Annotated in this window: 19 protein-coding genes; 16 read left to right on the forward strand and 3 right to left on the reverse strand. The window is 56.5% G+C overall.

Annotation, left to right across the window (positions count from 1 at the left end; all coding sequences use genetic code 11):
• The first annotated feature begins 354 nt into the window (after window positions 1-354).
• Window positions 355-1,677, forward strand: coding sequence for a DUF2235 domain-containing protein (locus ACVW1C_RS16220; protein ID WP_456759279.1), 1,323 nt, complete (start codon window positions 355-357; stop codon window positions 1,675-1,677).
• A gap of 251 nt (window positions 1,678-1,928) precedes the next feature.
• Here ACVW1C_RS16220 and ACVW1C_RS16225 read toward each other — a convergent pair whose 3' ends face one another.
• A complete protein-coding gene (locus tag ACVW1C_RS16225) occupies window positions 1,929-2,060 on the reverse strand; it encodes a hypothetical protein (protein ID WP_456759280.1) in 132 nt (43 codons plus the stop codon).
• A gap of 220 nt (window positions 2,061-2,280) precedes the next feature.
• Between ACVW1C_RS16225 and ACVW1C_RS16230 the strand changes: the two genes are divergently transcribed.
• Complete coding sequence (locus ACVW1C_RS16230) at window positions 2,281-2,580, forward strand: hypothetical protein (RefSeq protein WP_456759281.1); 300 nt, start codon at window positions 2,281-2,283, stop codon at window positions 2,578-2,580.
• 275 nt (window positions 2,581-2,855) lie between these two features.
• On the opposite strand, the gene ACVW1C_RS16235 is transcribed toward ACVW1C_RS16230, so the two are convergent.
• On the reverse strand, window positions 2,856-3,053 hold the full coding sequence (locus tag ACVW1C_RS16235) for a hypothetical protein (RefSeq protein ID WP_456759282.1): 198 nt from the start codon (window positions 3,051-3,053) through the stop codon (window positions 2,856-2,858).
• A gap of 499 nt (window positions 3,054-3,552) precedes the next feature.
• Here ACVW1C_RS16235 and ACVW1C_RS16240 point away from each other — a divergent pair, with 499 nt between their 5' ends.
• The 14 genes from ACVW1C_RS16240 to ACVW1C_RS16305 all read left to right on the forward strand — a co-directional run bounded on the left by ACVW1C_RS16240 (window position 3,553) and on the right by ACVW1C_RS16305 (window position 24,743).
• On the forward strand, window positions 3,553-4,863 hold the full coding sequence (locus ACVW1C_RS16240; RefSeq protein WP_456759283.1) for an autotransporter strand-loop-strand O-heptosyltransferase: 1,311 nt from the start codon (window positions 3,553-3,555) through the stop codon (window positions 4,861-4,863).
• Window positions 4,860-7,727 carry an AIDA repeat-containing protein gene (locus tag ACVW1C_RS16245; protein WP_456759284.1) on the forward strand — a complete coding sequence of 956 codons (2,868 nt, stop codon included), beginning with the start codon at window positions 4,860-4,862 and terminating at the stop codon, window positions 7,725-7,727. Before ACVW1C_RS16240 ends, ACVW1C_RS16245 begins: the two co-directional genes overlap by 4 nt.
• Window positions 7,628-8,683: a hypothetical protein gene (locus ACVW1C_RS16250; RefSeq protein ID WP_456759285.1), complete on the forward strand. Its 1,056-nt coding sequence runs from the start codon at window positions 7,628-7,630 to the stop codon at window positions 8,681-8,683. Before ACVW1C_RS16245 ends, ACVW1C_RS16250 begins: the two co-directional genes overlap by 100 nt.
• A gap of 12 nt (window positions 8,684-8,695) precedes the next feature.
• A complete protein-coding gene (locus ACVW1C_RS16255) occupies window positions 8,696-10,819 on the forward strand; it encodes a peptidase domain-containing ABC transporter (protein ID WP_456759286.1) in 2,124 nt (707 codons plus the stop codon).
• Window positions 10,816-12,138, forward strand: coding sequence for an HlyD family type I secretion periplasmic adaptor subunit (locus ACVW1C_RS16260; protein WP_456759287.1), 1,323 nt, complete (start codon window positions 10,816-10,818; stop codon window positions 12,136-12,138). The genes ACVW1C_RS16255 and ACVW1C_RS16260 overlap by 4 nt, the downstream gene beginning before the upstream one ends.
• Window positions 12,139-12,340: 202 nt before the next feature.
• A complete protein-coding gene (locus tag ACVW1C_RS16265; protein ID WP_456756671.1) occupies window positions 12,341-13,633 on the forward strand; it encodes an IS701 family transposase in 1,293 nt (430 codons plus the stop codon).
• 192 nt (window positions 13,634-13,825) lie between these two features.
• Entirely contained in the window at window positions 13,826-15,181 is a 1,356-nt protein-coding gene (locus ACVW1C_RS16270) for a hypothetical protein (protein WP_456759288.1), read from the forward strand.
• A gap of 253 nt (window positions 15,182-15,434) precedes the next feature.
• A complete protein-coding gene (locus ACVW1C_RS16275; protein ID WP_456759289.1) occupies window positions 15,435-15,788 on the forward strand; it encodes a helix-turn-helix transcriptional regulator in 354 nt (117 codons plus the stop codon).
• Complete coding sequence (locus ACVW1C_RS16280) at window positions 15,785-16,300, forward strand: hypothetical protein (protein WP_456759290.1); 516 nt, start codon at window positions 15,785-15,787, stop codon at window positions 16,298-16,300. The genes ACVW1C_RS16275 and ACVW1C_RS16280 overlap by 4 nt, the downstream gene beginning before the upstream one ends.
• A gap of 1,944 nt (window positions 16,301-18,244) precedes the next feature.
• Window positions 18,245-19,087 (forward strand): hypothetical protein, encoded by an 843-nt coding sequence (locus tag ACVW1C_RS16285; protein WP_456759291.1) that lies wholly within the window; start codon window positions 18,245-18,247, stop codon window positions 19,085-19,087.
• A 1-nt stretch (window position 19,088) separates the two neighbouring features.
• Window positions 19,089-21,716 (forward strand): hypothetical protein, encoded by a 2,628-nt coding sequence (locus tag ACVW1C_RS16290; protein WP_456759292.1) that lies wholly within the window; start codon window positions 19,089-19,091, stop codon window positions 21,714-21,716.
• Between the two features lie 42 nt (window positions 21,717-21,758).
• Window positions 21,759-22,568 (forward strand): hypothetical protein, encoded by an 810-nt coding sequence (locus ACVW1C_RS16295; protein ID WP_456759293.1) that lies wholly within the window; start codon window positions 21,759-21,761, stop codon window positions 22,566-22,568.
• A 303-nt stretch (window positions 22,569-22,871) separates the two neighbouring features.
• A complete protein-coding gene (locus tag ACVW1C_RS16300; protein WP_456759294.1) occupies window positions 22,872-23,498 on the forward strand; it encodes a hypothetical protein in 627 nt (208 codons plus the stop codon).
• 747 nt (window positions 23,499-24,245) lie between these two features.
• Window positions 24,246-24,743 (forward strand): hypothetical protein, encoded by a 498-nt coding sequence (locus tag ACVW1C_RS16305; RefSeq protein ID WP_456759295.1) that lies wholly within the window; start codon window positions 24,246-24,248, stop codon window positions 24,741-24,743.
• An 87-nt stretch (window positions 24,744-24,830) separates the two neighbouring features.
• Here the strand turns inward: ACVW1C_RS16305 and ACVW1C_RS16310 are convergent, their stop codons facing one another.
• On the reverse strand, window positions 24,831-25,187 hold the full coding sequence (locus ACVW1C_RS16310) for a hypothetical protein (protein ID WP_456759296.1): 357 nt from the start codon (window positions 25,185-25,187) through the stop codon (window positions 24,831-24,833).
• Window positions 25,188-25,277: the final 90 nt, after the last annotated feature.

Raw genomic sequence — 25,277 nt, forward strand, 5'->3', positions numbered from 1 at the left:
CACCGCAAGGGTGGCACCGTCAACCCGCTATGTCGAAGAGCCGCCTCTGAATTTACTTCCACTGGCTGGGCACAGCGGACATTGCCGGATTCTCTGCTGGTCGATCCGGCCGCGAATGACCCCGAAGCTGACGTAATCGACGAGGCGCCTTGAGGTCAGCCTTAAATGGCGCTCAGCGGACCCCCTGGGCCAGAAACTCCGGTACGCGGCCTTGAACTCGCAATCCTGATAGCTGCCGGCAGTCAAAGTATGATGTGGGAAATGTGACGCGCGACGTGCGCCGAATCAGCGAACGGGTTATTCTCGCTTAGATTGTCGATCCTATCGGATTTCACCGCCAGCGGGAACGCCACTATGAAGTTCTGGAAGTGGAGAATTTGGCGCTGGCGAGTTTGGCGCTGGATTGAGCGCGGTCTACACACAATCGCCTTCGTGCTCACCGTCGGCATCATCGCTTGGATCGTGGCGTTTGTCGGTCGCCCCGCGGAGAAAAGCGGCAACCAGCCAAACTTTGCAGGCGGGGAGCAGCAGCAAAAACGGCTCGCGATATTCCTCGACGGCACATGGAACAGTGTCGATAGCAATACAAATGTTTGGCGCATGCGGGCGCTCACTGGCACCAAAAGCGCCGATGGCCGGCCTCAACTTGTCTATTACTCAATTGGTGTAAATGGGTTCATGGGGGGCGTCTTCGGCAAGGGGCTCGATGAAAACATCCGCCTCGCTTACGAGTGGCTCATCGAAAATTACAACGAAGGCGATGAAATCTTCATTTTTGGGTTCAGTCGCGGCGCGTTTACGGCGAGAAGCCTCGCTGGTTTGGTCGCGCTTGAAGGCATCCTGAAAGCAGGCTCGCCTATAGGTATTGCCGAACTTTTCAGTCGTTATCAGAAGGGAGGAAACGAAGAAAGCATCTGGACGTTGAAGGACAAAGAAGCAGCCGGCGACGCAAACAAGCTGACAGACCAAGAAAGATGGTTGCTCAAGTACTCCCAACCCACGAAGGTGAAGGTCGTCGGCGTCTGGGATACCGTCGGTTCGGTCGGCTTTGCGGCCGGGGATATTCCAGGAATCAGCCGGTCCAAGTTTGATTATCTCCAGACAGGTTTATTCCTTCCAATCCAGAACGGCTATCACGCGCTTGCAATCGACGAGCACCGCCGCGACTTTGCTCCCACCCTTTGGACCGTCCGCCATCGCATAGGCGGCCCGCCGCCGCGCGCGCTTTCCAACGTTGAGCAACGTTGGTTCGTCGGCGCCCATGCTAACGTCGGCGGAGGCTATGAGACGGACCTTCTCGCCCAGGCTCCGCTGCGTTGGATGATCGGGAAGGCGCAAGCACACGGACTTTCGTTCCGTTCGGAAGTCATTTTCGACGGAGACGCCGTGAAAGCACGCGTTATTGACTCCTACCACTCATTCGTTGAGGGGGCGTATTCCATCGTTTCCTCGCCTCTGAACCGCGTCATCGGCGCAGAGCCGGATGTCCAACCGAACGGAACGCATACCACGGTCAACGAGACGATCGATGCAAGCGTTTTTCAACGGTGGCAGGCCGATCCAACTTATCGCCCACCGAGCCTTGTCGAATGGGCGAAGCGCAAGAATGTCGATCCAGCCCGATTGCAAACGTCAATACGTGCTGACGATCCTCGCGTGACTGTGCTCGACCAATAGGAGCTATATCGGCTTCGGATGTATCCGCGCCTTTCGTCGGCGGTGGCGCCGATTGGCCGATGACCACAAGCAAGCGCCGCCTGGAAACCAATCTTGATTGCGGCTAACCTGACCTGTCGCCTGTCCGGATGTGGCCCATCGCAACCGTCTGAGCGTTGCCCGGCCATTTCCGAAGGTTGGGGGTAGACCGGACCTGACTGTCCACGGCCGAAACCGGCGCTGTTGATCCATTACGGAAGTTGCGTCGGATTTTACCAAAGTGTTTGTTGTTTAAGCGGTTCGCGCGCTTGGGTATTGCCGTTTGACGGCTCGCCACGCGCCTTGGCGTTCGCATCATCGATCGATTTCTTCAAATCCAGTAGCATATTCTTGACCCACTCCATCGACGTTTCCAGTGCGGTAAATCTGCCGTTAGAGTACCACGCCACGGCTACCAGTGCCCCTAAGAGCCCCAGGAAATACTCCCAGCCGATGTGAACTGTTATTTCCTCCATATGTCCATAAGCTAAGCATGGGAGACCTTTCGGCCAAGGCTGGTGTATGAGCCGCTGAAGCACAGGTCCGGGCCTCGTCGTGCTCGCCATGATCTGCGATCGTCGGGGCATGAACGATGTTACTGTAGGCCGCAATGATCTTGAGCGCGCCGTGCCGATGATATCGCGCCCACGCGCCGCTTCTATGAAGACCGAGACTAGAGAGCCGGTTATCACCGAGGAAGCGAGCGCACGCGCGCTTCGCGATTATGTTACGATCAACCTTCCGGAAGCGTTCAGGGAAAGGCCGCGACTCACGATCGGGCTTTCTCAGCAAAGTCGTTGTCCTCGCAGCGACCTCAGCGAGGAGCCTCCAGCAAAAATCTATCCCGCCATACAGAAAGAACTCCCAAAACTGTCGGGCGCATAATATTGCGGAGGCTCTACCTGATCAACCGAGCCATAATAGAGAAAATACATCACGACAATAAGCACTATCACTGCACCGAAAAAGATAATCATGCCCCTCGTTCGCAACCTTGCTCGGACGCGAGAGGAGATTTTGGCACCCAAAATCATTCTTGCTACAAAACAAAAAAGACCGATACCAGCGAAGGACTTTTCCGGAAACAGGCGTAAGGGTAGGCCAAGAATATTGAACAGAAGAACACCTGCTCCAGCCAAGCGCACCAATCATCCGCCCTTTCATTTGGGGGCATCGTTTGCCATCGTTGCCCTACCGGCCGGCTGGCGCATAAACCGAAATTGGCGCAGCTGTATGAACTCTCGCGCGTTGTCATTGCTGAATATCGCGATCTGAAGCTCAATTGGTTCAACCTCGGCAGCGTTGACTGAATAGATCGTATCTGAAAATTTTGGACGCTTCTGCGATACCGCCGCCACCCCGCGTCTCCGCCGGTTAAGCCGAATCCCTCTCCTTGCCGATCGCACTTCACGTTATTCGTCAACGCTGCTGACCGTAGTTCTCCGGAACCGCAATTTGCAGTTGTTGGCCCTTGTCTCCTACAATTCATCAGCTTATGGTTAATAATGGATTGGCGGGTTTAATTCGAACCCGTAGTGAGTGACCCGATCTTGAGATTACTTTTGTTGGCTCGGTGAAGTGCTCAGTAAGAGACGAGCGATGTAGCCGCAGTGTAGTTGCGGCTCAAAATTTGGAATCCTTGAACTCCGTCTTTCTTGGAAATTTTCATTTTTCAATCACGTATTCATTTGGTCGTGCTGCGTACTTCGCCGCATGACCATTGAGGCTCCGATGACAAGCCTCTGCACAAACTTCAACCGCATGCATTCAGAACCGTCGAGCACGGTCGCGTCGCAGCATTGGTTGAAAACGGCTGAGGAGATCGGGCGAGCTAGATCTCTCGTCAGTGACAGGGTGATGACTCCGCTCGAAAGTGGCGAGCCAGGACTTGTTTCGAAGACCGAGATCGTCTCTGGTCCTGATCGGCCTCAAGTGGGAGTTTCCCAAAAAAAGAGTCTCTACCCTGCGCCTGCCGAGCTGCCCACCCAGGAAGGTGCCAAGGGGGTCCGATTTGATTTCAATGATGGCTGTCGAGTGACGCTGCCCGAGGGTAAGGCTCCCTGGCACGTACGCATCAGTGACCTCGATACGGGCAACATTCTCTACGAGACCGAGATCAAAGCGGGTCGCGTGAACAGCACCAAGCGGTATTTCGTGCGTTTCCGCCTTGACGTGTGGAACCAGGGCGCAAGCCTATTCAGCCATGATTACTCGGCCGTCGAACGCGAGGTGCTCATCCAGTTCCCGGTCGGCACCCTTGGCGACACGATCGGTTGGTTTCCCTACGCGGTGAAATTCAAGGAGCGCCATCGCTGCAGATTGACCTGCGCCATGGCTGGGCACCTCGTCCCGCTATTCCGTGACGCCTATCTCGATATCACTTTCGCGACGCACGAGGAGGTCAAGGCCGAGCGCTTTTACGCCACTTACACCATGGGGTTGTTCTTCGACGACGAGAACCGTGTTCATCAGCCCTGCGACTTTCGACATGTCGGGCTGCACCGTACGGCCGGCTACATCTTGGGCGTCAACCCCACGGAAGCACCGCCGCGCATTGCGCTGGATGACGAGAGCCGGCCAATCGACGAGCCCTATGTGTGCATCGCGACGCAAAGTACGACTCAAGCCAAATACTGGAACAACCCCAATGGCTGGCGCGAGTTAGTGAAGTTCCTCAAAGAGGCTGGCTATCGAGTCATCTGCATCGACCAGAAGCCGGCTCACGGGACTGGGTCGGTGTGGAATCACATCCCGCATGGAGCGGAGGATGAGACGGGGGACCGTCCCCTGCTGGAGCGCGCCCGTTGGATCAAACACGCCGAATTCTTCGTCGGACTATCGAGCGGGCTCTCCTGGCTCGCTTGGTCGGTGGGAACGCCGGTGGTGATGATTAGCGGCTTCTCGCATCCGCTGAATGAGTTCGAGACGCCCTACCGGGTAATCAACTATCACGCGTGCAATGGCTGCTGGAATGACGTGCGTCATCGATTTGATCACAAAGATTTCCTGTGGTGTCCACACCACAAGGACACGCCGCGGCAATTCGAGTGCACTCGGCTGATCACCGTCGATCAGGTTAAGGCCACGCTGCAACGGATTCCAGGGTTCGGAGTCGCGCAACGGGGGACGGTGGATGCCATGGCGATAGCAAGGGAGGGATCCCCATGACTACAGTCGTGAGCGGAGAGGTTCAAACCGTCTATTCGAACTACACTTTCTACTCCTTTTCACCTTTCATAGGGGATAATTACCTAGCTGCCTTCGGACCCGCTCCGGATGTTGGCACCACGGTGCTCAGCGGCGGCGAGCAAATTGTTGCGTGGCTTGGGTCGGATACAGTTTTTTTTAGCGATCTATTGTCCCAGACCTTTTTCGTCGACCCTGGTAGCGGCACTGCAATTAGCGCCACGCTCGATGGCGGCAAGCAGCTTGTCTACGGTTTGGCGAGTGCCACTGTCGTCAATAGCGGCGGCCTTGAGACGGTGAGCGACGGCGGGCTGACAATCAGTACAACGGTCAACGCCGGAGGCGAGGAGTATCTTCCGGCAGCAGGCCTGACCGGGGGCACCAACACAGCCTACAGCACGACCATTAACAGCGGCGGGTTGCTATACTCCTTGGTCCATACCTATGGCACCACGATCAGCAGTGGGGGCATCGAGTATACGGCGGGAACCTATTTCCAGTTCACGGCAGAGGTTGACGCAACCGTGAGTAGCGGCGGTTTGCTAGAAGACAGCGGAATGACAATCAGCGCCACGCTCGCGGGCGGCCGGGAGGTGGTGTTTTCAGGTGGCACGGCCAGCAACACCATGATCAACAGCGGACTACTACAGGTCGCTGGAGGCGGCACGGCCAGTAGCACGACCGAAAAGGCTGGCGAATTTGACATCTACGGCTCGGCGATTGCCACTGAAGTTTTCAGCGGTGGTTTGGTAGCTGTCTTTTCGGGTGGCACAGCTGACAGCACAATCGTTAACAGCGGCGGCATGTTTAACTTTGGCTCCGCGCTAGATACCACGCTCAACAGTGGCGGCTTTGAGATTGATCGCGCCGGCGCCCAAGCTTCCAACACCATGGTCAGTGCCGGCGGCATCGAGTTCGTTCTTTCGGGCGGCAGTGCCAACAATACGGTCGTCGATAGCGGCGGAACTCTAGGCCTTCAGGGCGGAGCGGTGGCGAGCGGGTGGACAATCAGCTCCGGCGGCACCCTAGCAATCAACAGTTACAATCTAAGCAACTACGACGTCAGCGGCACCAACCTGGAAGTTCGATCGGGGGGCATAGCGAGCGGCACGATCGTCGATAGCGGTGGTATCGAGTACGTCCAGAATAGTGGCACCGATATCAGTGCAACGATCAACAGTGGCGGCTCTCAATTCCTTCAGTCCGCACCGCTCATCACCTTCAGCGGCGGGTCCGAGATTCTTGCGCCGGATGTTGGTCCGGAGACAGCGAGCGGCACGATAATCAATAATGGCGGTAAAGAATACGTTTCCTCTGGCGGCACCACGATCAGCACTGTAGTCAATAGTGGAGGCAATGAGTACGTCTACTCTGGTGGTGTTGCGAGTGGTACAACAATCAACGGCGGAATGATGGAGCTGGTCAGCGGCGGGTCCGCTGGAAGCGGTCCGATTTCGTTCACGGGCAGCAGTGGCACCTTGAAAATCGATGGCACCACTATGCCGACGAATGTGATCAGCGGATTTGTGCCGAGCGATACGATCGACTTGGCGAATGTATCGCTCGATAGCACAAGCGGCGCCACCATTTTTGAAACCGCAAATGCGTCGCCCGCGAACAACGTGCTGCAAGTGACTGAGGGCGGAAAGACCTATGAGCTGCAGCTGGATGGATCGCAGCCTTTCTCAGGTGCTTTCAAGCTCTCTGCTGACCAGTCTGGCACGGGCACGAACATCACAGTCACCTCTGGCGCGGTCACGGGTTACGGCACATCTTCGATCAATTCTGCGGGTGCTTCCCCATATTCTGGAGTGTGTCAAATTTCTTGGTCACTGACCATCTCGGGTCAAGTATTCACAGAAAGCGGCACGGGGTTTATTGTCGGACCACACACTATCCTTACCGCGGCGCATGTGGCCGAGGCCGCGGGAATGGTCGGTACAAATATCTCAGTTCGCCCGGGGACGTCTAACGCAAATAATAGCGTTCCGGTTTATAGCGGAACAGCAGAAGTTGCCCCCCTGTGGTCCGCGCCCACCTCGGGCATGTTACCTCAGCCCTCTGTCGAGCAATACGACCTTGCCGTCATCGATTGTCCGACAGCAAATTTTCCATCGTCCAGCCGGTTCGATCTCCAGTCGAGTTATACCAGTGGCACCGTGAATGTTACAGGTTATCCGGTCACCGTGAACGGTGTGCCGAATTCATCGGGCGACTCTCAGTCGACGCAATTTAATGATATCGGTGCGGTCATCGCGGATCAAACGTTCCCCAACCTTTTTGATTACTCGGTTGGCCTCAGTGATTTAGTCCCAGGCTACAGTGGTGGTCCCCTATGGGTCTATAACGGTGGACCTACAGCGAATGCTGTTGGTATCCTCGTTACCGACGTCAACAACGAGGCTGCCGTACGATTTACGCCTGAGACTTTGTCTCTCATTCAACAACTGGAGGACGCGTTCACCAACATACCGGCAGGACAGACTTTGTCCGGAATGACGATAGCAGCTGGTGATACGCTGGAAGTTCTTGGAACGGCCATCGATGCCGTCGTTAACAGTGGCGGTATCGAAAACGTGTATGGCGCAGACGCGGGCGCGACGATCAACGACGGCGGCTATCAGTACGTCTTGGCTGGTGGCGCCGCGACAAACACACTCGTGCTCGACCCCGGCATACAAGTTGTCTCCTCGGTGGCATCGCGATTGGCGCAACGCTCAGCGGCGGCGAGCAGGACGTCTACGGCATGGCGAGCAACACGATCGTCGATAGCGGAGGTTTTGAGGACGTCTTTTCCGGAGGGATCGCCAGCGCGACCACAATTAGCGGCGGGACGATGGAGTTGAGCAGTGGCGGGTCCGCCGGAAGCGGCCCGATAACTTTCAAGGGCTCCGGTGGGACGTTGAAGATCGACGCCACCACGATGCCAACGAACGTGATCAGTGGCTTTGCTCTCGGGGACACCATTGATCTTACGGGGGTGAGCTTCAGCAGTGCGGGCACCGCTGTCCTCACCTCCGGCAACGTGCTGCAAGTCGTGGAGAACAAGAACACGTACAGCCTTAGGCTCGCCCCTGGGCAAAGCTTCGGCGGCGCGTCCTTCGACCTCTCCGCGGACAAGGCTGGAGGCACGAGCGTCACTCTCGACGGCCTATCCGAGGTACCGAGAGTGACCGCGCCGACGGCGCTCACCGTTCCGGCGGGCGGGTCAACGCATTTGGGGATCACCCTAGCGGCTGTCGACTCCGATGATGTCCTTTCGGTTTCGGTCAGCGGAGTTCCTGATATCGAGTCCGTCTCGGCCGCTGGCGCCACGCCGGTGGTTACTAAGCATGGCGCCACCTTTACCTACACGTTCAACGCACTGCCTGCCGCGGACTGGAACAACGGACTCATACTGAACTCAATTTATAAAGGTTCTGGTCATCCGAAGAACACCCTGACGGTGAAAGTGACAAATACGACTGCCGGTGAAACCGCAACGGCTGCGCCAGTGAGCATTTCGGTTACCGATCCCCCGGCGTCGGCGTCAGCGGGCTCCTCAAGCGGATCAAACAATCTTAGCGACCTGATGTCCCAGTTCGGCCGTGGAATCGGCTTCTCTCAAGTCACCTCTGACACGACGGCCGGGCGTTTCAGTAATGACTTTCCCGCAATAGCGAGCGCCGTGATCCCGAACATCGCAGCGCTCACGGAGCAGTTCATGGGCTTGCCTGCCGTAAGTAGGGGCGCATCGGGGCTGTTACCCAGTTCACTACCAACGGAAGAGCAAAGAGGGTTTTTGGCTTTGCATCAGGGATAAGGGGCCGCCGTCATGGACTCGGCACTTGAGTGCTTGGTCGCTGTCGCTCGATATCACGGCGTCGACCTATCGGCCGAACGGCTCAAGCACGACTTTGCCCTCGCCGAAAACGACTCGATTGACCGCCTGCTGCCAGCAATTGCTCGGAAAAGCGGCTTTCTGGCAAAAGCACTCAAGCTGAAATGGCCGGATTTGACCCGGCTCGGTGACGCATACCCCATTATCGTTCGCCTCGCCGACGGAAGGCGCGTTATCGCCATCGGCATGCGGGACGAAAAGCTCGGCATCGTCGATCCGATGTCCAAACAGCCGGAGGTGACCGCTTACGAAAAGGAGACGTTCTGTCGGAACTGGAAGGGGGAGGCCCTGCTGCTGCGTCGCAATTATGCCTTTGCAGATGAGAGCCGCCCCTTCGGCTTCGCCTGGTTTATCCCGGAAATCCTGCGCAATGGCGCGGCATTCCGGGACATTGTCGTTGCGGCGCTCATTCTCCAGGTTCTGGCGCTCGCATTGCCGATCTTCATCCAGATTACCGTGGATAAGGTGCTGGTCCATCAGGCTTACACGACGCTCTACGTTCTGGCGGCCGGGGTCAGTCTCGCCGTCATTTTCGACGCCGCGTTCAATTATCTCAGGCGATCCCTCCTGGTCTATGCGTCCGCGCGCATCGATGTCCGAACATCGACTCGCACCTTCGAGCGCCTGCTATCTCTCTCGATCGATTTCTTCGAGCGCGTCTCGGCCGGCGTCATCACCAAGCACATGCAACAAGTCGAGAAGATCCGCGAATTCCTCACCGGGCGGATGCTCCTCACGCTGCTCGATGCGACGTCGCTGTTGATCATTGTTCCGCTCCTGTTCATGTACAGCAAGGTGCTGGCGACGCTGGTGCTCGGCTTCTCGGCCTTCACGGCCGGCGTCATCGCCGCGCTCGTTCCGATATATCGCCGGCGCTTGCGTGCCCTCTACGAAGCGGAGGGGCAGCGGCAAGCGTATCTCGTCGAGACCATCCATGGCATGGAGACCGTGAAGGCGCTGGCGATCGAGCCGTTACGCCGGCGGGAGTGGGACACGCGTTGCGCTCAGGCTGCACAGTCGCATTTTCGGGTCGGCCGGATTTCGACGGGGGCGCAGGCGGTCATCGGACTTCTCGAGAAGCTGCTTACGGTCGCCGTCATTGGCTTTGGTGCCCAACTCGTGTTCGACGGCTACATCACCGTGGGCGCGCTTATTGCGTTCAATATGCTCTCGAGCCGCGTAACCGGACCGCTGGGGCAGATCGTCTCGCTCGTGCATTCCTACCAGGAAGCCGGCCTATCGGTCCGCATGCTCGGTGAAATCATGAACCGGCGACCGGAACGGAATCCGAGCGCGCGCGGCCTTCGGGCGCCGATCGCCGGACACGTCGAGTTCGATCACGTTACCTTCAGGTATTCCGAGAGCGCGCCGCCGGCCCTCGATGACGTTTCGCTGACCATCCAGCCGGGTGAAGTCTTCGGCATCGTCGGCCGCAGCGGCTCCGGAAAGACCACGTTGACGCGGCTGATCCGCGCGATGCACTCGCTCCAGCTCGGTTCGGTGCGGATCGACGGCCACGACGTTCGCGAGATCGATCTGCCGCACCTCCGTAGCCAGGTCGGCGTGGTGCTGCAGCAATCCTTCCTGTTTCGGGGTACCGTCCGCGAAAACATCGGCTCGACCAAGCCGGACGCCGCACTGGAAGAAATCGTCGCCGCGGCCACGGCTTCGGGCGCCGACGAGTTCATCAAGAACCTTCCGCAGGGCTATGACACCATGCTCGAGGAGGGGGGTACGAACCTTTCCGGGGGACAACAACAACGGATTGCGATCGCCCGCGCGCTGCTTCGTCGGCCAAGGATCCTCATTTTCGACGAGGCAACCTCAGCGCTCGATCCGGAGAGCGAGGCAATCCTCCAGACGAACCTCGCCGAGATCGCCAAGGGACGTACGGTCATCGTCGTCTCGCACCGCCTGTCTTCGCTGGTCGGCGCAGACAAGATCGTCGTCCTCGATCGCGGTCGGCTTGTCGATCAGGGGGCACATGGCGAGCTAATGTCTCGCTGCACGACGTACCGTCACCTTTGGAATCAACAACATCGGCATCTCGCCGCATGAGCAAACTACTGCCAACCGCTCGCGAGTTCCAAAGCGACGTCCGTCAAATCGACGAGCAGCAGCCGCCCGCGAGCGAGCGAGCCGTGCTGTACACGCTCGTCGCCCTCATCGCCTGCGCTATTGCGTGGGCGTCGATCGCGAAGGTTGATCGGATCGTGGTTGCCCAAGGCAGGCTGGTCACGACCGCTGCCACCATCGTCGTGCAGCCGCTTGAGACCTCTGTTGTCCGCAGCCTCGAGGCCAAGATTGGCGACATCGTGCAGAAGGGTGATCAGCTGGCCACGCTCGACCCGACGTTCAGCATGGCCGACGCCGCGCAGCTTCGCGGCAAGATTGCGAGCTTTGACGCGCAAATCGCCCGGCTGGATGCCGAAATGGCCGACAGGCCTTACGCACCGGAGTCGATCGACGACGAGGCGCGCCTGCAGATGACAATCTGGACGCGGCGCGTCGAGAAGTACAGGGCGAAGGCCGAATCCTTCGACCGGCAAGTTCGGGAAACGGAAGCCAAGATCGCTACAAAGACCGCCGACCAGGACGCCTTGAAGCCGCGCCTAGCGATCGCGCGCGAACTCGAGAACATGCGACACGAGCTGTTCAACAAAGAAGTCGGTACCAAGATTAGTTTTCTCGATGCCGAGGCCCAGCGCATGCAGATCGAGCGAGACATGCAACTGGCCGGCAACGAATGTCTGGAACTAAAACAGACGCTCAATCGTCTCAACGCTGACAAGGCCGCCTATGTCGCCGAATTCCGCCAGCAGCTTGGCGAGGACCTCGTTCAGGCCCGTCGCGAGCGCGACGCAGCGGCCAAACAGCTTGAGAAGGCGGCCCGACGCAACAAAGTCACCGTGCTGGAAGCGCCTGCCGATGCCATTGTCCTGGACGTGGCGCAACGCTCGGTCGGGTCTGTCATGAAGGAGGCGGAGCCGCTCTATACGCTCGTTCCCCTGAATTCGCCGCTCGAGGCGGAGGTTCTGGTGGACGGCCGCGACGTGGGCCTAGTCAAGACGGCGTCTCTAACACGCGTGAAACTGGAAGCCTGGCCGTTTCAAAAGCACGGCACGCTGGCGGGAGAGGTTAGAACGCTATCCGAGGACGTGTTTACTCCAGACCCCAAGAAAGACGGAGATGCGCGGCCTCACTACAAGGCCCGCGTCAAGCTCACCTCAAGCGAGTTGCGCAATGTGCCAAATCATTTCCGGCTTATCCCCGGGATGGCCGTGACCGCGGAAATCAAGGCGGGCGAGCGCAGCGTCATTTCATATTTCTTGTACCCGCTGCTTCGCGGACTCGACGAGAGCATCCGGGAGCCATGATGAGCGCGTCGATTTCTGCGGCCCTCTTTTGAAGGTCGGGTTTGGGCCCTTCAGCGACCTCGGGAGACGTCCGCTTTCCCGCCGCTGTTAGGGGGTGAGCGGACATCAGCCGGCCAGCTGCTTAATGAGTACACAGCCTAACACTACTTTGGCAGAATGTCGGTTTTGCCTTGCTTTATAGGATTCCCGAATCAATTTTTCAATGATTCATGGGTGGTCGGCTCTTGGAGGGCTGACCATGGCGGGATGGGAAGACGAACTCGAACGTTGGCTGATGCCGTTCTTGGACCGGCTGGGTCATAAGACTCGGCAGCGGATGTGTCCTCTGTATGTTGCGGGACTAATCGGTCCTGGCGATCGCAAGAGCGTTCAGCCGATGGCGGAGCGCCTTGCCTCGGGCAACTACGATCAGCTGCACCATTTCATTGCGGACGGTGTCTGGGACGCGACGCCGCTGGAGACGGAGTTGCTCAACCAGGCGGACCGACTTGTCGGCGGCAGGGACGCGGTGCTGGTTATTGATGACACCTCACTGCCGAAGAAGGGCGAACGCTCGGTTGGTGTTGCGCCTCAATACGCATCGGCTCTCGGCAAAACGGCAAATTGCCAAACGCTGGTGTCTTTGACGCTTGCGCGCGGCGAAGTGCCAGTGATGGTCGCGTTACGTCTCTTTCTGCCTGACAGTTGGACAAGCGACGTATCTCGTTTGAAGCGCGCTCGCGTGCCAGTCGAACACCGAACGCCACGGTCCAAGCCGGAAATTGCGTTGGCCGAGATTGACCGCGCGATGGCAGCCAACGTGCGCTTCGGATGTGTGCTGGCGGATGCAGGATACGGACTTAGCGCACCATTTCGACAAGGGCTAACAGAGCGCGGGCTGGCCTGGGCTGTCGGCATCCCTCGGCACCTGAAGGTGTATCCGGTCGACGTGAAGCTCATTTGGCCGATTACCAAAGTCCGCGGGAAACCACGAAAGCACCACGTGCCCGATATCTTATCGATTGCGGCAGAACAAATGTTGGCCAGCGCCAAATGGAAAGCCGTGAGTTGGCGCAGCGGGACGAAAGGTCGGCTGAAAGCCCGATTTGCTGCTCTCCGTGTCCGCACCGCCGACGGCCCTCCGCAGCGGATATGGGATAAGGGTCAGCAGCATCTCCCGGGCGACGAAGCTTGGCTCATTGGCGAGCAACGTGCCTCGGGGGAAAAGAAATACTATCTCGCCAATCTCCCTGCGACGACGGATCTGCGCACACTGGCCGCCACCATTAAGGCAAGATGGATTTGTGAGCAGGCGCATCAGCAGTTGAAGGAGGAGCTCGGACTTGATCACTTCGAAGGGCGATCCTGGCAGGGTCTTCATCGCCATGCCCTGATGACAATGATTGCTTACGCCTTCCTGCAACATCGTCGCCTCGCATACGCGGGGCGGAAAAAAAAGAATCAACGGGCCTCCGCCTCAGCCAACCATGCCCGCCGTACGTCACGCCATCGTTGATCTCATCCTTCGACCCCCGCCTCAGCAGTGCCCATATTGCCGAAAGAAAATCCGTGAAAAACAGTGGCGCAAACACATTCTGCCAAAGTAGTGCTAAGTGTGGGAGATGTTCCGGCCAAGACTGCTGTATGTGCCAGGTGAAGCACAACTCCGGGCCTCGCCGCGTTCGCCATGATCTGCGATCGTCGTGGCATGAACGATGTTACTGTAGGCCGCAATGATCGTGATCGCGCCGTGCCGACGGTTTCCGATGTGCTCCAAGACGGCACCCTGGTTGAGCTCCTGTACCGACCGGAGGAGCGGACTACGCTGCTCGGCACATTTTCTGCGGGCCGGTGGACACTTGGGAAGTCCGTCGACACGGCGGGACAACGTCTCGTACCGTTTTCTCCAAACAACAATCTCATCAAGAATGAGGTGGTTCTGCTTCCTTCGGAGCCCCGGGTTTACGAAAGCGAGCAGAGCCTCTTCTCCGAGATCGCCGGCTTTATCCACCGATATGCCGACCTCACTCCAACATTCCAGCAGGTTGCCTGCCACTATGTGCTCTTGAGCTGGCTGTATGACGCATTCAACGAATTGCCGTACCTCCGGCTTCGTGGGGACTTCGGTACAGGGAAGACTAGATCACTCCTGACAATTGGGTCGCTCTGTTACAAGCCTTTCTTTGCGAGCGGAGCCTCGACCGTCTCGCCAATCTTCCACACGCTCGACGCGTTTCGCGGGACGCTGATATTTGACGAAGCCGACTTTCGCTTCAGCGATGAACGGTCGGAGATCGTCAAGATCCTCAACAATGGAAACATGCGTGGCTTGCCGGTATTGCGCACGGTGATGAACGCTCAGCGCGAGTTCAATCCGCGGGCATTCCATGTATTCGGCCCAAAGATCGTGGCCACACGAGGACGGTACGAGGACAGAGCACTGGAAAGCCGCTTTATCACCGAGGAAACGGGCGGGCGGCCCCTACGCCCGGACATTCCCATCAATCTGCCCGAGACGTTCAAGGAGGAAGCGCGCGAGCTGCGCAATAAACTGCTGCTGTATCGTTTCCATAGAAGATACGAAGTTAAGCTCGATCCCAGTCTCGTAGATCCGAAACTCGAACCGCGTGTCAACCAAATCATGCTGCCACTGCTAAGTGTGGTCGGTGATGCGGCACTTCGAGACGAGCTCAGGGAAGCTGCGCAACGTACCCAGCTCTCGTTGATTGCGGAACGTGGTCTTCTGATGGAAGCCCAAGTGCTAGAAATTGTCACTGAGCTGATGTGGATTTCTAGGCGGCCTGTTCTTGCCGTCGGCGAGATTACAATGAGTTTCATCAATCGGTACGGCGCCGAATACGATCGGCCAATCACGAACCGGTGGATAGGGAGCATTCTGCGCAACAAGCTCAATCTTCAAACGTACAAATCCCACGGAGTGTATGTCGTTCCGCTAAGCGAGAAAGAGAAAGTCGAGCTTCTGTGCGAACGGTACGGCGTGAATGTTTTCGCCGATAACGTCATGATGGATATAGAAGGGGACATGGGGACTTCGGGGACGTAGCAGGTAGGCCATAAGGGGGGCGCTGGTTACGGCAAGATCGACACGTAGCGGAGCTGTCGGCAGGTCGGGCGAACGCCCCCACGTCCCCTTGTCCCGCTCCACATTGCCTTCATCGAAACGCTGGCACTATTGTGTAAGCCAAAATGGGGGCCCGGCCTTTATTTGAGTGACGAGTCGGCACTTTCTCGTGTCTCGAACTGAGGCGTTCTCAGGTAAATAATTGCGTGTGTGCCTGTCATAAGGCCACCACGCTATGAACCACGACCTCACATCATACATACGACCTTTTCGCCGCCGTTTTGGCTTTACTCAGAAAGAGATTGCTTTCCTGATAGGTATCAAGTGCCGCACGGCAATTTCGCGGCTTGAGGGTGCTAGACGCAGACCGAGCCTTGAGGCCGCGATTATCTTCGCGCTGCTATTTGATACAACACTTTCGGAGCTATTTCCCACACTGATGTCCGAACTCCATGAGGTCACGGTTCGTCGCGCGAATGATCTCTATGAGGAGCTTCAAGGAAACCCATCTAACACGACGCAATTCAAGCTGGACTTTCTGGAACGATTACTGGAGCGAGCCGAAAAGCGCATGTATCGCGCCGTATGAAGCGAGCCGATCAACATGTGCTCGCTCTCGCAATCTACATAAACACGCGCGGCTTCGCCTTCGTCGTGTTCGAACGCCACTTCTCGCCGTTTGATTGGGGAATACGCGAGATGCGCGGGCTTCGAAAACGTCAAGCATGTCTCGCGCGCATTACGCAAATTCTCGATCGATTTGCTCCCGATGTTCTCGTTATTCAGGACACCTCCGAGCAGGGCACCCAACGGGCGCAGTGGATTACGGCTCTCAATACGTCGATCGCCGCGCTCGCGAAGGGCCGCGACGTTCCTGTTTTTGCATATTCGCGCGATCAAGTCCGAAGCGCATTCGAGCGCTACGAATGCCCGAACAAGCATTGCCTGGCGGAGCTGATTGCAAAGCACATTCCGGCGTTTGAGCGATACGTCCCGCCGCCTCGCAGGCCTTGGATGAGCGAAGACCGTCGAATGGGTCTTTTCGATGCAGCGGCGTTGGGGCTTATGTTCTTACAATCCGTCGACAATTGGGTCGGGTAGTTGAGTGCGGAAGGAGGGGGTTCCGAGTAGAACGCGCACTTTCACCTTGCCTGGTCCCGCGCGCTGTTGCGTCGCGGAAACGACATGTCCCGTCTGACATGCTGACTGGTTCGCGTCCAGCCAGATCGTCTAGAACAATCTAGAATTGAAGTGTATCAATAGTTGTGCATAATCCAAGCCTCAATTTATTAGATTTCACACCATTTTCATTTGAGGTTTGCAGATTGACGACCGTTCGTATTCAAACGATCCAGATTCCTGCCAATTCTTGCGACGCCGATTGCATGCCGTTACGTCACAACAAATGGCAGATGGACTTTCCGATTACTGATCCCGCTCGGATAGGAGTTGGGTACCTCGTTGAACCGGCTCCCTTTGTCTTCGCGCCCGAGCCATTCGTACTGCACGATCATCATTACTCATCGAACAATACTCCTGACGCTTCGCGTGCCAATGTGACGTATCGATTCACGGCTGCCACCAGCGTACGAGATCTGATTGTCATTCAGCACACAAACGGCATCACTGAAATTGAGGGCTCGGTCTCCGACACTGGAGCGCCCGGCAGCTGGCAAAGTATTGGCATTGCGAAGAGTCGGCTCGTCACTGATCCGGCCACTGGGACTACGCCCACCGGAGCAAATATGTTTGTCGAGGGTTCGACGGACCTGTTCGTATTTCCAAATCCTCCAGCCGCCAAACCGTATCTCAGAATCGTCGTTCACAAGACCCCGCTAGCGAACGGTTGGGCGAGCTACAGAATCTATCCACGAAATGATCAGCACGACCCGTATACGGTAGCGAGCCAAAATAGCCTATTGACGAGAGCCGGGCTGGTTGTAACTCCGTAACTCGGACGGCTTGTCTCACCGCTATCAGGGGGTCGTGCAACTGCCCTTCGATCGACACGCACCGCAATGTGCCGATATCGATTACGCGTCGCCCTGCTCAGTTCGCGAGGTGACGCGTTACAGTGTCAGGAGTCCCGATCATTCTCGCGTCCATCTCTGCTAGAGTCTCTCGCGTGTGAATCACCCTGTACTTGCGGTGCACAAACTTGGGCCCAAAGATCTGTGGGGCTCGGCATCAGCATCCGCAGCATAGAAGCCTCGTGCGCGCCGACATCCGTTGCCTCACTGTTCGGGGAAACGCGATGCGGCTCGCGTTGGAGTACCTCCGAATAGATCTCCGGCGTTATTTCAAAAGCGCTTGACGAAGCTTATGAGCACGTCGGCGCCGCGCTTTTTGTGGTAGTATGCTGTCAACGTTTTCTCATGGTTGGACGGGTGAGACCCACAGCGTTCTCGCCGGCGCGGCCGTGGCTTCGGATCGATGTTCTTTCCGTGCGCTTCGCATTGATGAGCTTGGAAGCGCTAATGCGAAGACTAATGTTGTCCACAGTCGATTGACTATCACCCGGAATGCCGGTGCTATATTGTTGGCATGGAGCGAGCGTACTTTTGGGGCTATGGATTAGCAGGATTTGTCGTCGGTGGGTTGTTGGGAGCTCTTGCGGTAACGCTGCTCCCTGATTTCGATCCTAGTTTAATATTGATCATCCCATCGGCCTCTGCTGTCGTTTCTGCCATCGTTGGAATGTCGATAGGTGCCGCCAGAGTTCGCGTGGCGACTCCTACAATAGTGAATCTCGGCGCCGGCTCGCAAAAGGTACCGCGGTTAACTTGGATTCTCCTTGTGTTTTCAATAATGATCGGCGCGATCATTTCGGCCCTGCATTAGCACCAACAGTAAGAACGGGTTGCGGTGGGAGCTACCGTTGCTGCGTTTCGGCAACGACAGTGGTCGCACCCGTCCCCTCGCACAAGAAAGACGGTCGGGCAACTTCATAGCCATTCTAGCCATTCACCCGAGCCCGTCCGCTTGCCGTAGGATGACATGCCGCCTATTTGGTGATAAAGATTGCACCTGCACGGAGCGACGCACATGCGCGCAGGTGCTCTAATTTCGACCATCTTTTTATTTTTGCTTCCGGGTCCCGCAAGAGCCCAGGCTGGCATTGACACACCAGCATCTGAGGCACGAGGGCCTCCCGAAAGCCCCAAGCCCAAGCTGCTATTTCACACTACGATTAATCCTGAACCCGCTCTTCTGTCTCGGCTACAACTCCTCTTCGCTTCATACTTCGATCTATCAGTCGATCTTACGGCCGTGTTGCGAGAGATCGTTATCGGGTCTGCCGTGAGCCGCGTGCCCAATGCTGGGCAGATACTCTACAATCCGGCTCACATGCTCTTTCTTCATTTTCCAGAAGACTGGCAACGTGGAGGTCCGATCCGCGTGGCAACGTTGGATGCCGTGCGCGCAATCCTAAAGAAACCAAAACCACAAAATGCACTCCTGGCTGCCTACAGCCAGGGCTTCATCGAGTTTGCGGCCTTAGCGGAACTGATGAAGGAGCAGGGTACAAGAGAGACCCTCGAAATCGTTTGGAGCACGGCGCCCCAATCCGATGCTGATAAACAAGCCATGGCCTATCTCCTGCTTCGGCCGATCGAACAGGCTATCGAAGTCCGCGAACAGTCCTTGGGTTGCCGGCAAGCAATTAATCGCTTTGTCGACGAGGTGCGAGCAGGAAAACGCAGTGCAATCCGGACCGTTCCAGGTCTTACAGCCAGCGTAAAGCCAACGAGGTTCTTAAGAGACAACAAGCAAATCCTTCTCGTTCTCAGCGATCCACTGATGGCGAGGTATCACGTCATTGCGCGGTTTAACGTAACCGCCGCTAATTGCACCGTGGCATGGGAAACTTCAGTTTTTGGGATGTAGCATGCGTCGGATCAAAGCTAATCATCGTCTGATGACTTCAAGTCGCCTAATTGCAACTATCGTCGGCATCGTGGTTGCCGCGCCGTCACAAGGGCGAGCTGATTGGGTATCAGATATCGCATCCATCGGGCTGCCAGCGACTATCGATGCTGGGAAGACAGCAGGCATGCTCGACGCAAGAGTCAAGGCGATTGACAATTTGCTTACGGCCACCAAAGCCATACCGGAGTTCTTCAAACACCAACAAGATTACAATCTCGGTTTGGGAACCACGCTCAAGGACCAGGCACTAGTTTCAGGTGCCGGCTGGGCAGCTGGGAAGGCTCTTAGCACCACTCTGATAGCGCCATGCTTCGCTTCTGGCACCTGTGCAATTATTGGCGCGGGCAGCGCCGGCGTTGCGACCTTTAGCGCAGCGGCTCTGGTTGGCGCTGGCATTGACGCCGCTCTCGCCGGCAAAATCGTCGAAGGCTTAGTAGACTATGGACACGAAGAGGAACAACGAATTGCATCGCAGCAATACGCAAAAGTCCTCCAGCAGCGGGTGGATGAGCAAAGAGCTATTAAAAAGCAGCTCCAGACCCAACAGGGCACACCACAATGGCGGGAACAGAGGTCTCGACAGCTGGCGCTCCAAACGGTAGTTCGGCAAACGGCTTCGCCGCCGAATGTATTGTCCGCGCCCCCGAACTCAACTTCGCCAAAATCGAGGGTATCTCCATTAAATTCGCCATCTATTTCCGCACGCGGAAGCTCGTCCGAAGATGGGTTTGGATCTAATTTCCTGCGCACTGTCACGACTGATCCGAATCGACCGCTCAATGAGCGCCAGAAGGCTGCCCAGGCGCTGAGTGCGAGTCCGTCGGACCGGCAACTCGTGGCCATGGACCTTGGATGGGACCCGACAGGCCTGGTGCGGGGATCCGTTCAGGCTCCCCAACCAAACGCCAAAATAGCGGCGCGAGCACCCGCGCTCAACTCGGGCTTGTCCAGCCCGTCGATTAGTTCCGCCTCCGCTCCTAAAACTCAAGGCGTTGCTGCCGCTGGAGGAGTTTCCCTTAGCAGAGCTGCCGCCGATCGAATGCCGCTTGAATTCGCGTTGGATGCGTCTGCCCTATCCGACGGAAAGATTGTGCTTTCAGGCCGCGCTTCAAAGACTCGGATGGATGCAGCATTATTCTTGACAGCTCTTCGAGCGGCATGTGGTGATCGTGACCCCTATTTCAGTCTTGATCCAGACAATGGAGCGCTTTGGAGCCAGCAGGGTGACCAAGCGTCTGACGAATTTTGGGAGAAGATAAAGAGGGACTTTCCGTCCGACGCTCCAGCACAAGCGAAGAATGCTCAGCCCGGCGTCAATATTCGCACTGTCTCCGCCACTCAGGACTATCCTGGTATCTGGCATGACATTTCGCCTCATTACCCCAACTTCCATGCGAAGTTAGTTTTCTATCCGGAGTGGCTGCGGCAAACACGACTAGGAGAGGTTCTCTACAAAGCCGATGTACTGCTAAAGGAGTTGTCTTCGGGCGTTTCAATTCTCGTGCCGGGCAAGCTTCGGGCAGCCGCGATCCAAGGGTATCTTTCCGCGGACGTTGAATATGCCGCCAAAGCTCTCCTCACTGGTACTCGCGACCAGTTAGCCGGACACCCACAATGGCACGGAAGTCGGCTGTGGTTCGAAATCACCCCCTCCGAATTGCCTACAACGATCATGAATGAAGTGGCCGCTCGATCATCATTCGACGACCCTGCACTTCGTTCGCTTCTTCAATCGAAGGGACTTATTCGAACGGCTAATCAATCGGTTCACAACGCATCATTTTTCTTGCGGCACGGCAGCGTGTTCGACCTGTCGCAAGTCAACCCGATAATGTTCGTTCGCGTTCACGATCCCGCAACAAACGAGGATTTATCGGACCACGATCCTAGGCTAGATGGGCTGGCGACGGACGTAAGCGCGAGATTCGATCAGTACGCCAAATTTTACGAAGAGCTGGGATTACTTCGAGAGGTCTTTCGCGCCTACATTGCGGCCCGCAAAATCACGGAAGCCAACGACCGTCTCTGTGGCGCCCTGGACGCAATGCCGCTTCTCGATTCAGAGAAGCTTGCAGGGAGGCTTCCCGAATATCATCCGAGCGAATTATTCGTTACGATTGCCAGCTACTCGACGGCATCTAGAAAGGGCGGCCAAACGCTATTCGTCAAGGCTTCATCAATGAGTGGGGGCGTGTCAATCGCGGGGCAGAAATTTGTCGAGACGGCTATGCGCGATGGCGAGACGACTGTCACGCGCTCGGTCGAAGCCGCCCTTGCTGGCGTCAATCTTGGTCAGCCGGACGCGATCGATTCCGATCGAAAGTTCATTTCGTTTATCGTTGATGACGGGTCTGGCGCTCCTATGCGTCTGGCGTCAAATGCGAATGATCCGTCTTCGCCGCGCAGCCTGAGCGATTATCCAATTGAAAACGAACCGCGTTCGGCGGCAACGCCGTTCGCATCACAAAATGGCCACGGCGGGAGCGGGTCAGAAGGTCACTCTCTGATCGGAGCCTTGCTTACACTCATCGCTTTAGGATTGCTGGTCAACTATGTCGCTCGAAAGCGACGCATCGCTGGCGGCTGACCGATGGCGCCTCGTGCACCACGTCGCAGTTTTGGACCGTTATTGGCCATCCTCTTCGCTGGCGGCGCGATCTACGCCACCATTGCCAATCAAAGAAAGGAACGGCCGCCTGCTCCTTCTGTCACGAAGAGCAACACTCTGACGGCGGCGGCCTCTATTTCCTCGGCGCAACCACCTGTTCGCGACTGCCAGGATGCCGACATTCCCTGTATCTCGGAGCGAAACAAGGAGATCGTCGAACGCAATAAGTATGTGATGGATGGAGGTGAGGGGCAGATGCTGCCCTTATCCATGATACCCATCCCCCCTGTCCAGACGTTCGAGGTGGCCAAGATACCTAAAGCGGCGTATCGAGCTTCGCCACGAACGCCTCAGACGGCCATCCGCAGCTCGCCGGCGGCTGTGGACGCCACTGAGAAGCAAACCAAACCGGCTCCAGCGACCGGCGACATGCAGCCCCGAAGACGCCGGAACGCGATCGCGCCATTTACTATGCTAACTGAGTCAGGCCAGAACTACCTGATCAAGCTAATTAATGCGGACAATGCCGGAGATCAGATTTGGATCTTTGTGAGAGGCGGCGAATCGTATTCCACGAAGGTGCCTGTTGGCTCGTATTACTTTAGAGCTGCGAGTGGCAATGAATGGTATGGGCGCGAAGATTTATTTGGCCCGAGTACGCACTTTTTCCGACTGCGACCCAAGAACGGCGCATCCGGCGATGCTCAGCAAACGCTTCAGTTTAGAAAGGAACGCAATCGTATTTTCGGCATGACCATCAGTCTGAAAGGTGTCGCGAACGGCAATATCGAACAAGAAGCGATGACGCGATTGGAGTTTGACGCCAACTAGGCGCCTTCGTTGTGTCAGAAGTGGGTATGCAGCGGCGTTGGGGCTTATGTTCTTACAATCAGTCGACAATTGGGTCGGGTAGTTGAGTGCGGAAGGAGGGGGTTCCGAGTAGAACGCGCACTTTCACCTTGCCTGGTCCCGCGCGCTGTTGCGTCGCGGAAACGACATGTCCCGTCTGACATGCTGACTGGTTCGCGTCCAGCCAGATCGTCTAGAACAATCTTGAATTGAAGTGTATCAATAGTTGTGCATAATCCAAGCCTCAATTTATTAGATTTCACCATTTTCATTTGAGGTTTGCAGATGACGACCGTTCGTATTCAAACGATCCAGATTCCTGCCAATTCTTGCGACGCCGATTGCATGCCGTTACGTCATAACAAATGGCAGATGGACTTTCCGATTACTGATCCCGCTCGGATAGGAGTTGGGTACCTCGTTGAACCGGCTCCCTTTGTCTTCGCGCCCGAGCCATTCGTACTGCACGATCATCATTACTCATCGAACAATACTCCTGACGCTTCGCGTGCCAATGTGACGTATCGATTCACGGCTGCCACCAGCGTACGAGATCTGATTGTCATTCAGCACACAAACGGCATCACTGAAATTGAGGGCTCGGTCTCCGACACTGGAGTGCCCGGCAGCTGGCAAAGTATTGGCATTGCGAAGAGTCGGCTCGTCACTGACCCGGCCACTGGGACTACGCCCACCGGAGCAAATATGTTTGTCGAGGGTTCGACGGACCTGTTCGTATTTCCAAATCCTCCAGCCGCCAAACCCTATCTCAGAATCGTCGTTCACAAGACCCCGCCAGCGAACGGTTGGGCGAGCTACAGAATCTATCCACGAAATGATCAGCACGACCCGTATACGGTAGCGAGCCAAAATAGCTTATTGACGAGAGCCGGGCTGGTTATAACTCCGTAGTCCCCTGGGGTTTCATGCAACTGAACTTAGTCGTCCTACTGCGTCTGGTTGTGGCAGGGCGACACGCCACTTAGAGGCATGGGGGCATGCCATCGGCACGAGGAATCCTGACGTGTGGGAAAATCACAATCTTAGACGCCAACGGATCGCGACGTGCTTAGTCTCAGCCGCCGCGGGCTGGTACTTTCTTTTCGACATTGGAATAGCACTCGCGCAGGCGCCTGGCTGTCCATGCACCTTTAAGGAGGCGCCATGGGAAGCGTACGGGACCAAAGCCGCCTGCACGACTATTACGCGGAAAAGCGGGACTTCCTGTGAGGTCGAATTTGGCGGTCTCGGCGCCGACCCAAAGATTGCAGCACAGGTTCTGGGACTTGACCCAGCAGTCTACACACGAAATGTATATGAAACTGTGGGGCTATTCTTACAATATCTAAAGGACAATAACAGGGAGGCCCTAGCCAATCCGAAATTTTTGTCGACGGCTGTGCCGATGTTCATGCGAGGGGCGTACCTCCGCACGCCCCGCGGCGATTTTAACCTTAGTCAGGTACAATCGTTGGACTCAGCCATCATAATTTTTTCAGAAAAGTACTCTGATCTGGTCAGCAAAGTATTTTTGGGAGGCGCCTCAGAATTTTCAACAACGATCGGCGATGCAAATTTCACGGTCGGTAGAGGGTACATCACAGTGAAGCATCCATTTGGCCTCCTCATCACACGATACATGCCTGCGGAGTAGGTCAGATGCCCGAACTCGTATGGTGCGTGTCTCTTGAATGGGGCTGGTGGTTTTGGCTGCCAGCACTCGTAATCGCGCTTGGCCTACTTATCTGGTTTGTGTTTTTGATTTTGCGAGGTGGCGGCTCTCTGATCGTCGGCTACGAGCGAGTGAAGCTCGTGACGACGGGCAACGGGCCATTGGGTGTTGTGGTTACAGTCGGAATAGTTATCGGCGTAGGCTACGGGGTCTATGAAGGATATGCGTCTCTCAAAGATGCTTATTTTGTCGCTCTAAACACTGCAGGGAGGGAATTAGGGCAAGTACGAGAGGATTTTCAAAGGGAAACGCATGTGGAGATCAGCGTCAAAGATCCAGCAAAGAAATTTGTAATTGCGGGCAGCTATCGCGGAGCTTGCGTGCCGGACCTGCTTGATTCCGTATGCCGTCAATACGCGCCTCGCATAATTTGCGAGACGTCACTCTGGAAGCGAACTCTAATCGTCGATCTGAAGAAGCCCTAAACCTTGCGCGGCTGTGCGCTATCCGGCGTTTTCTTGTTGGTCGTATTGGAAATCAAAAGGAAAGGGCCTCAAATGAGGCCCTTAGAATTATCGTTTTCGATCGACGACATGCAGGTGTGTCGATAGAAACACAAACAAGAAAACGGAAAGAGCTACCGACAGAACGTAGTCGCCGTTTGAAGCGGCAAGAGCTGCGGCCAGTGCCGCAAGTCCGGCCAGTACGAGCTGCCATCCGCCGAGGAACCAACCGCCGACGGACCATACGAACATTGCCAAGAGGATAAGAAAAATCGCTTTGGGTGGTTCAATCAGGTGGCTTAGAAAACCACCTCCCCCGGCAATAGCACCGATGATGAGCAGAACGACGGTCGCTATTCCAATCTTGCTGCGTTGATCGGGGCCGTGGTCTTGTGAGCCTGTCGTCGTGAAGAACCGTTGAGACATGGGCGAACACTCTCCTAAGTTCGGTCGGCTGCAAAAGATCGCGCCAACGAACGTTCCTCTTCTGTTCTTACCCTACCATAAGCACCGTCT

This window comes from Bradyrhizobium sp. USDA 4011 (assembly GCF_054063415.1).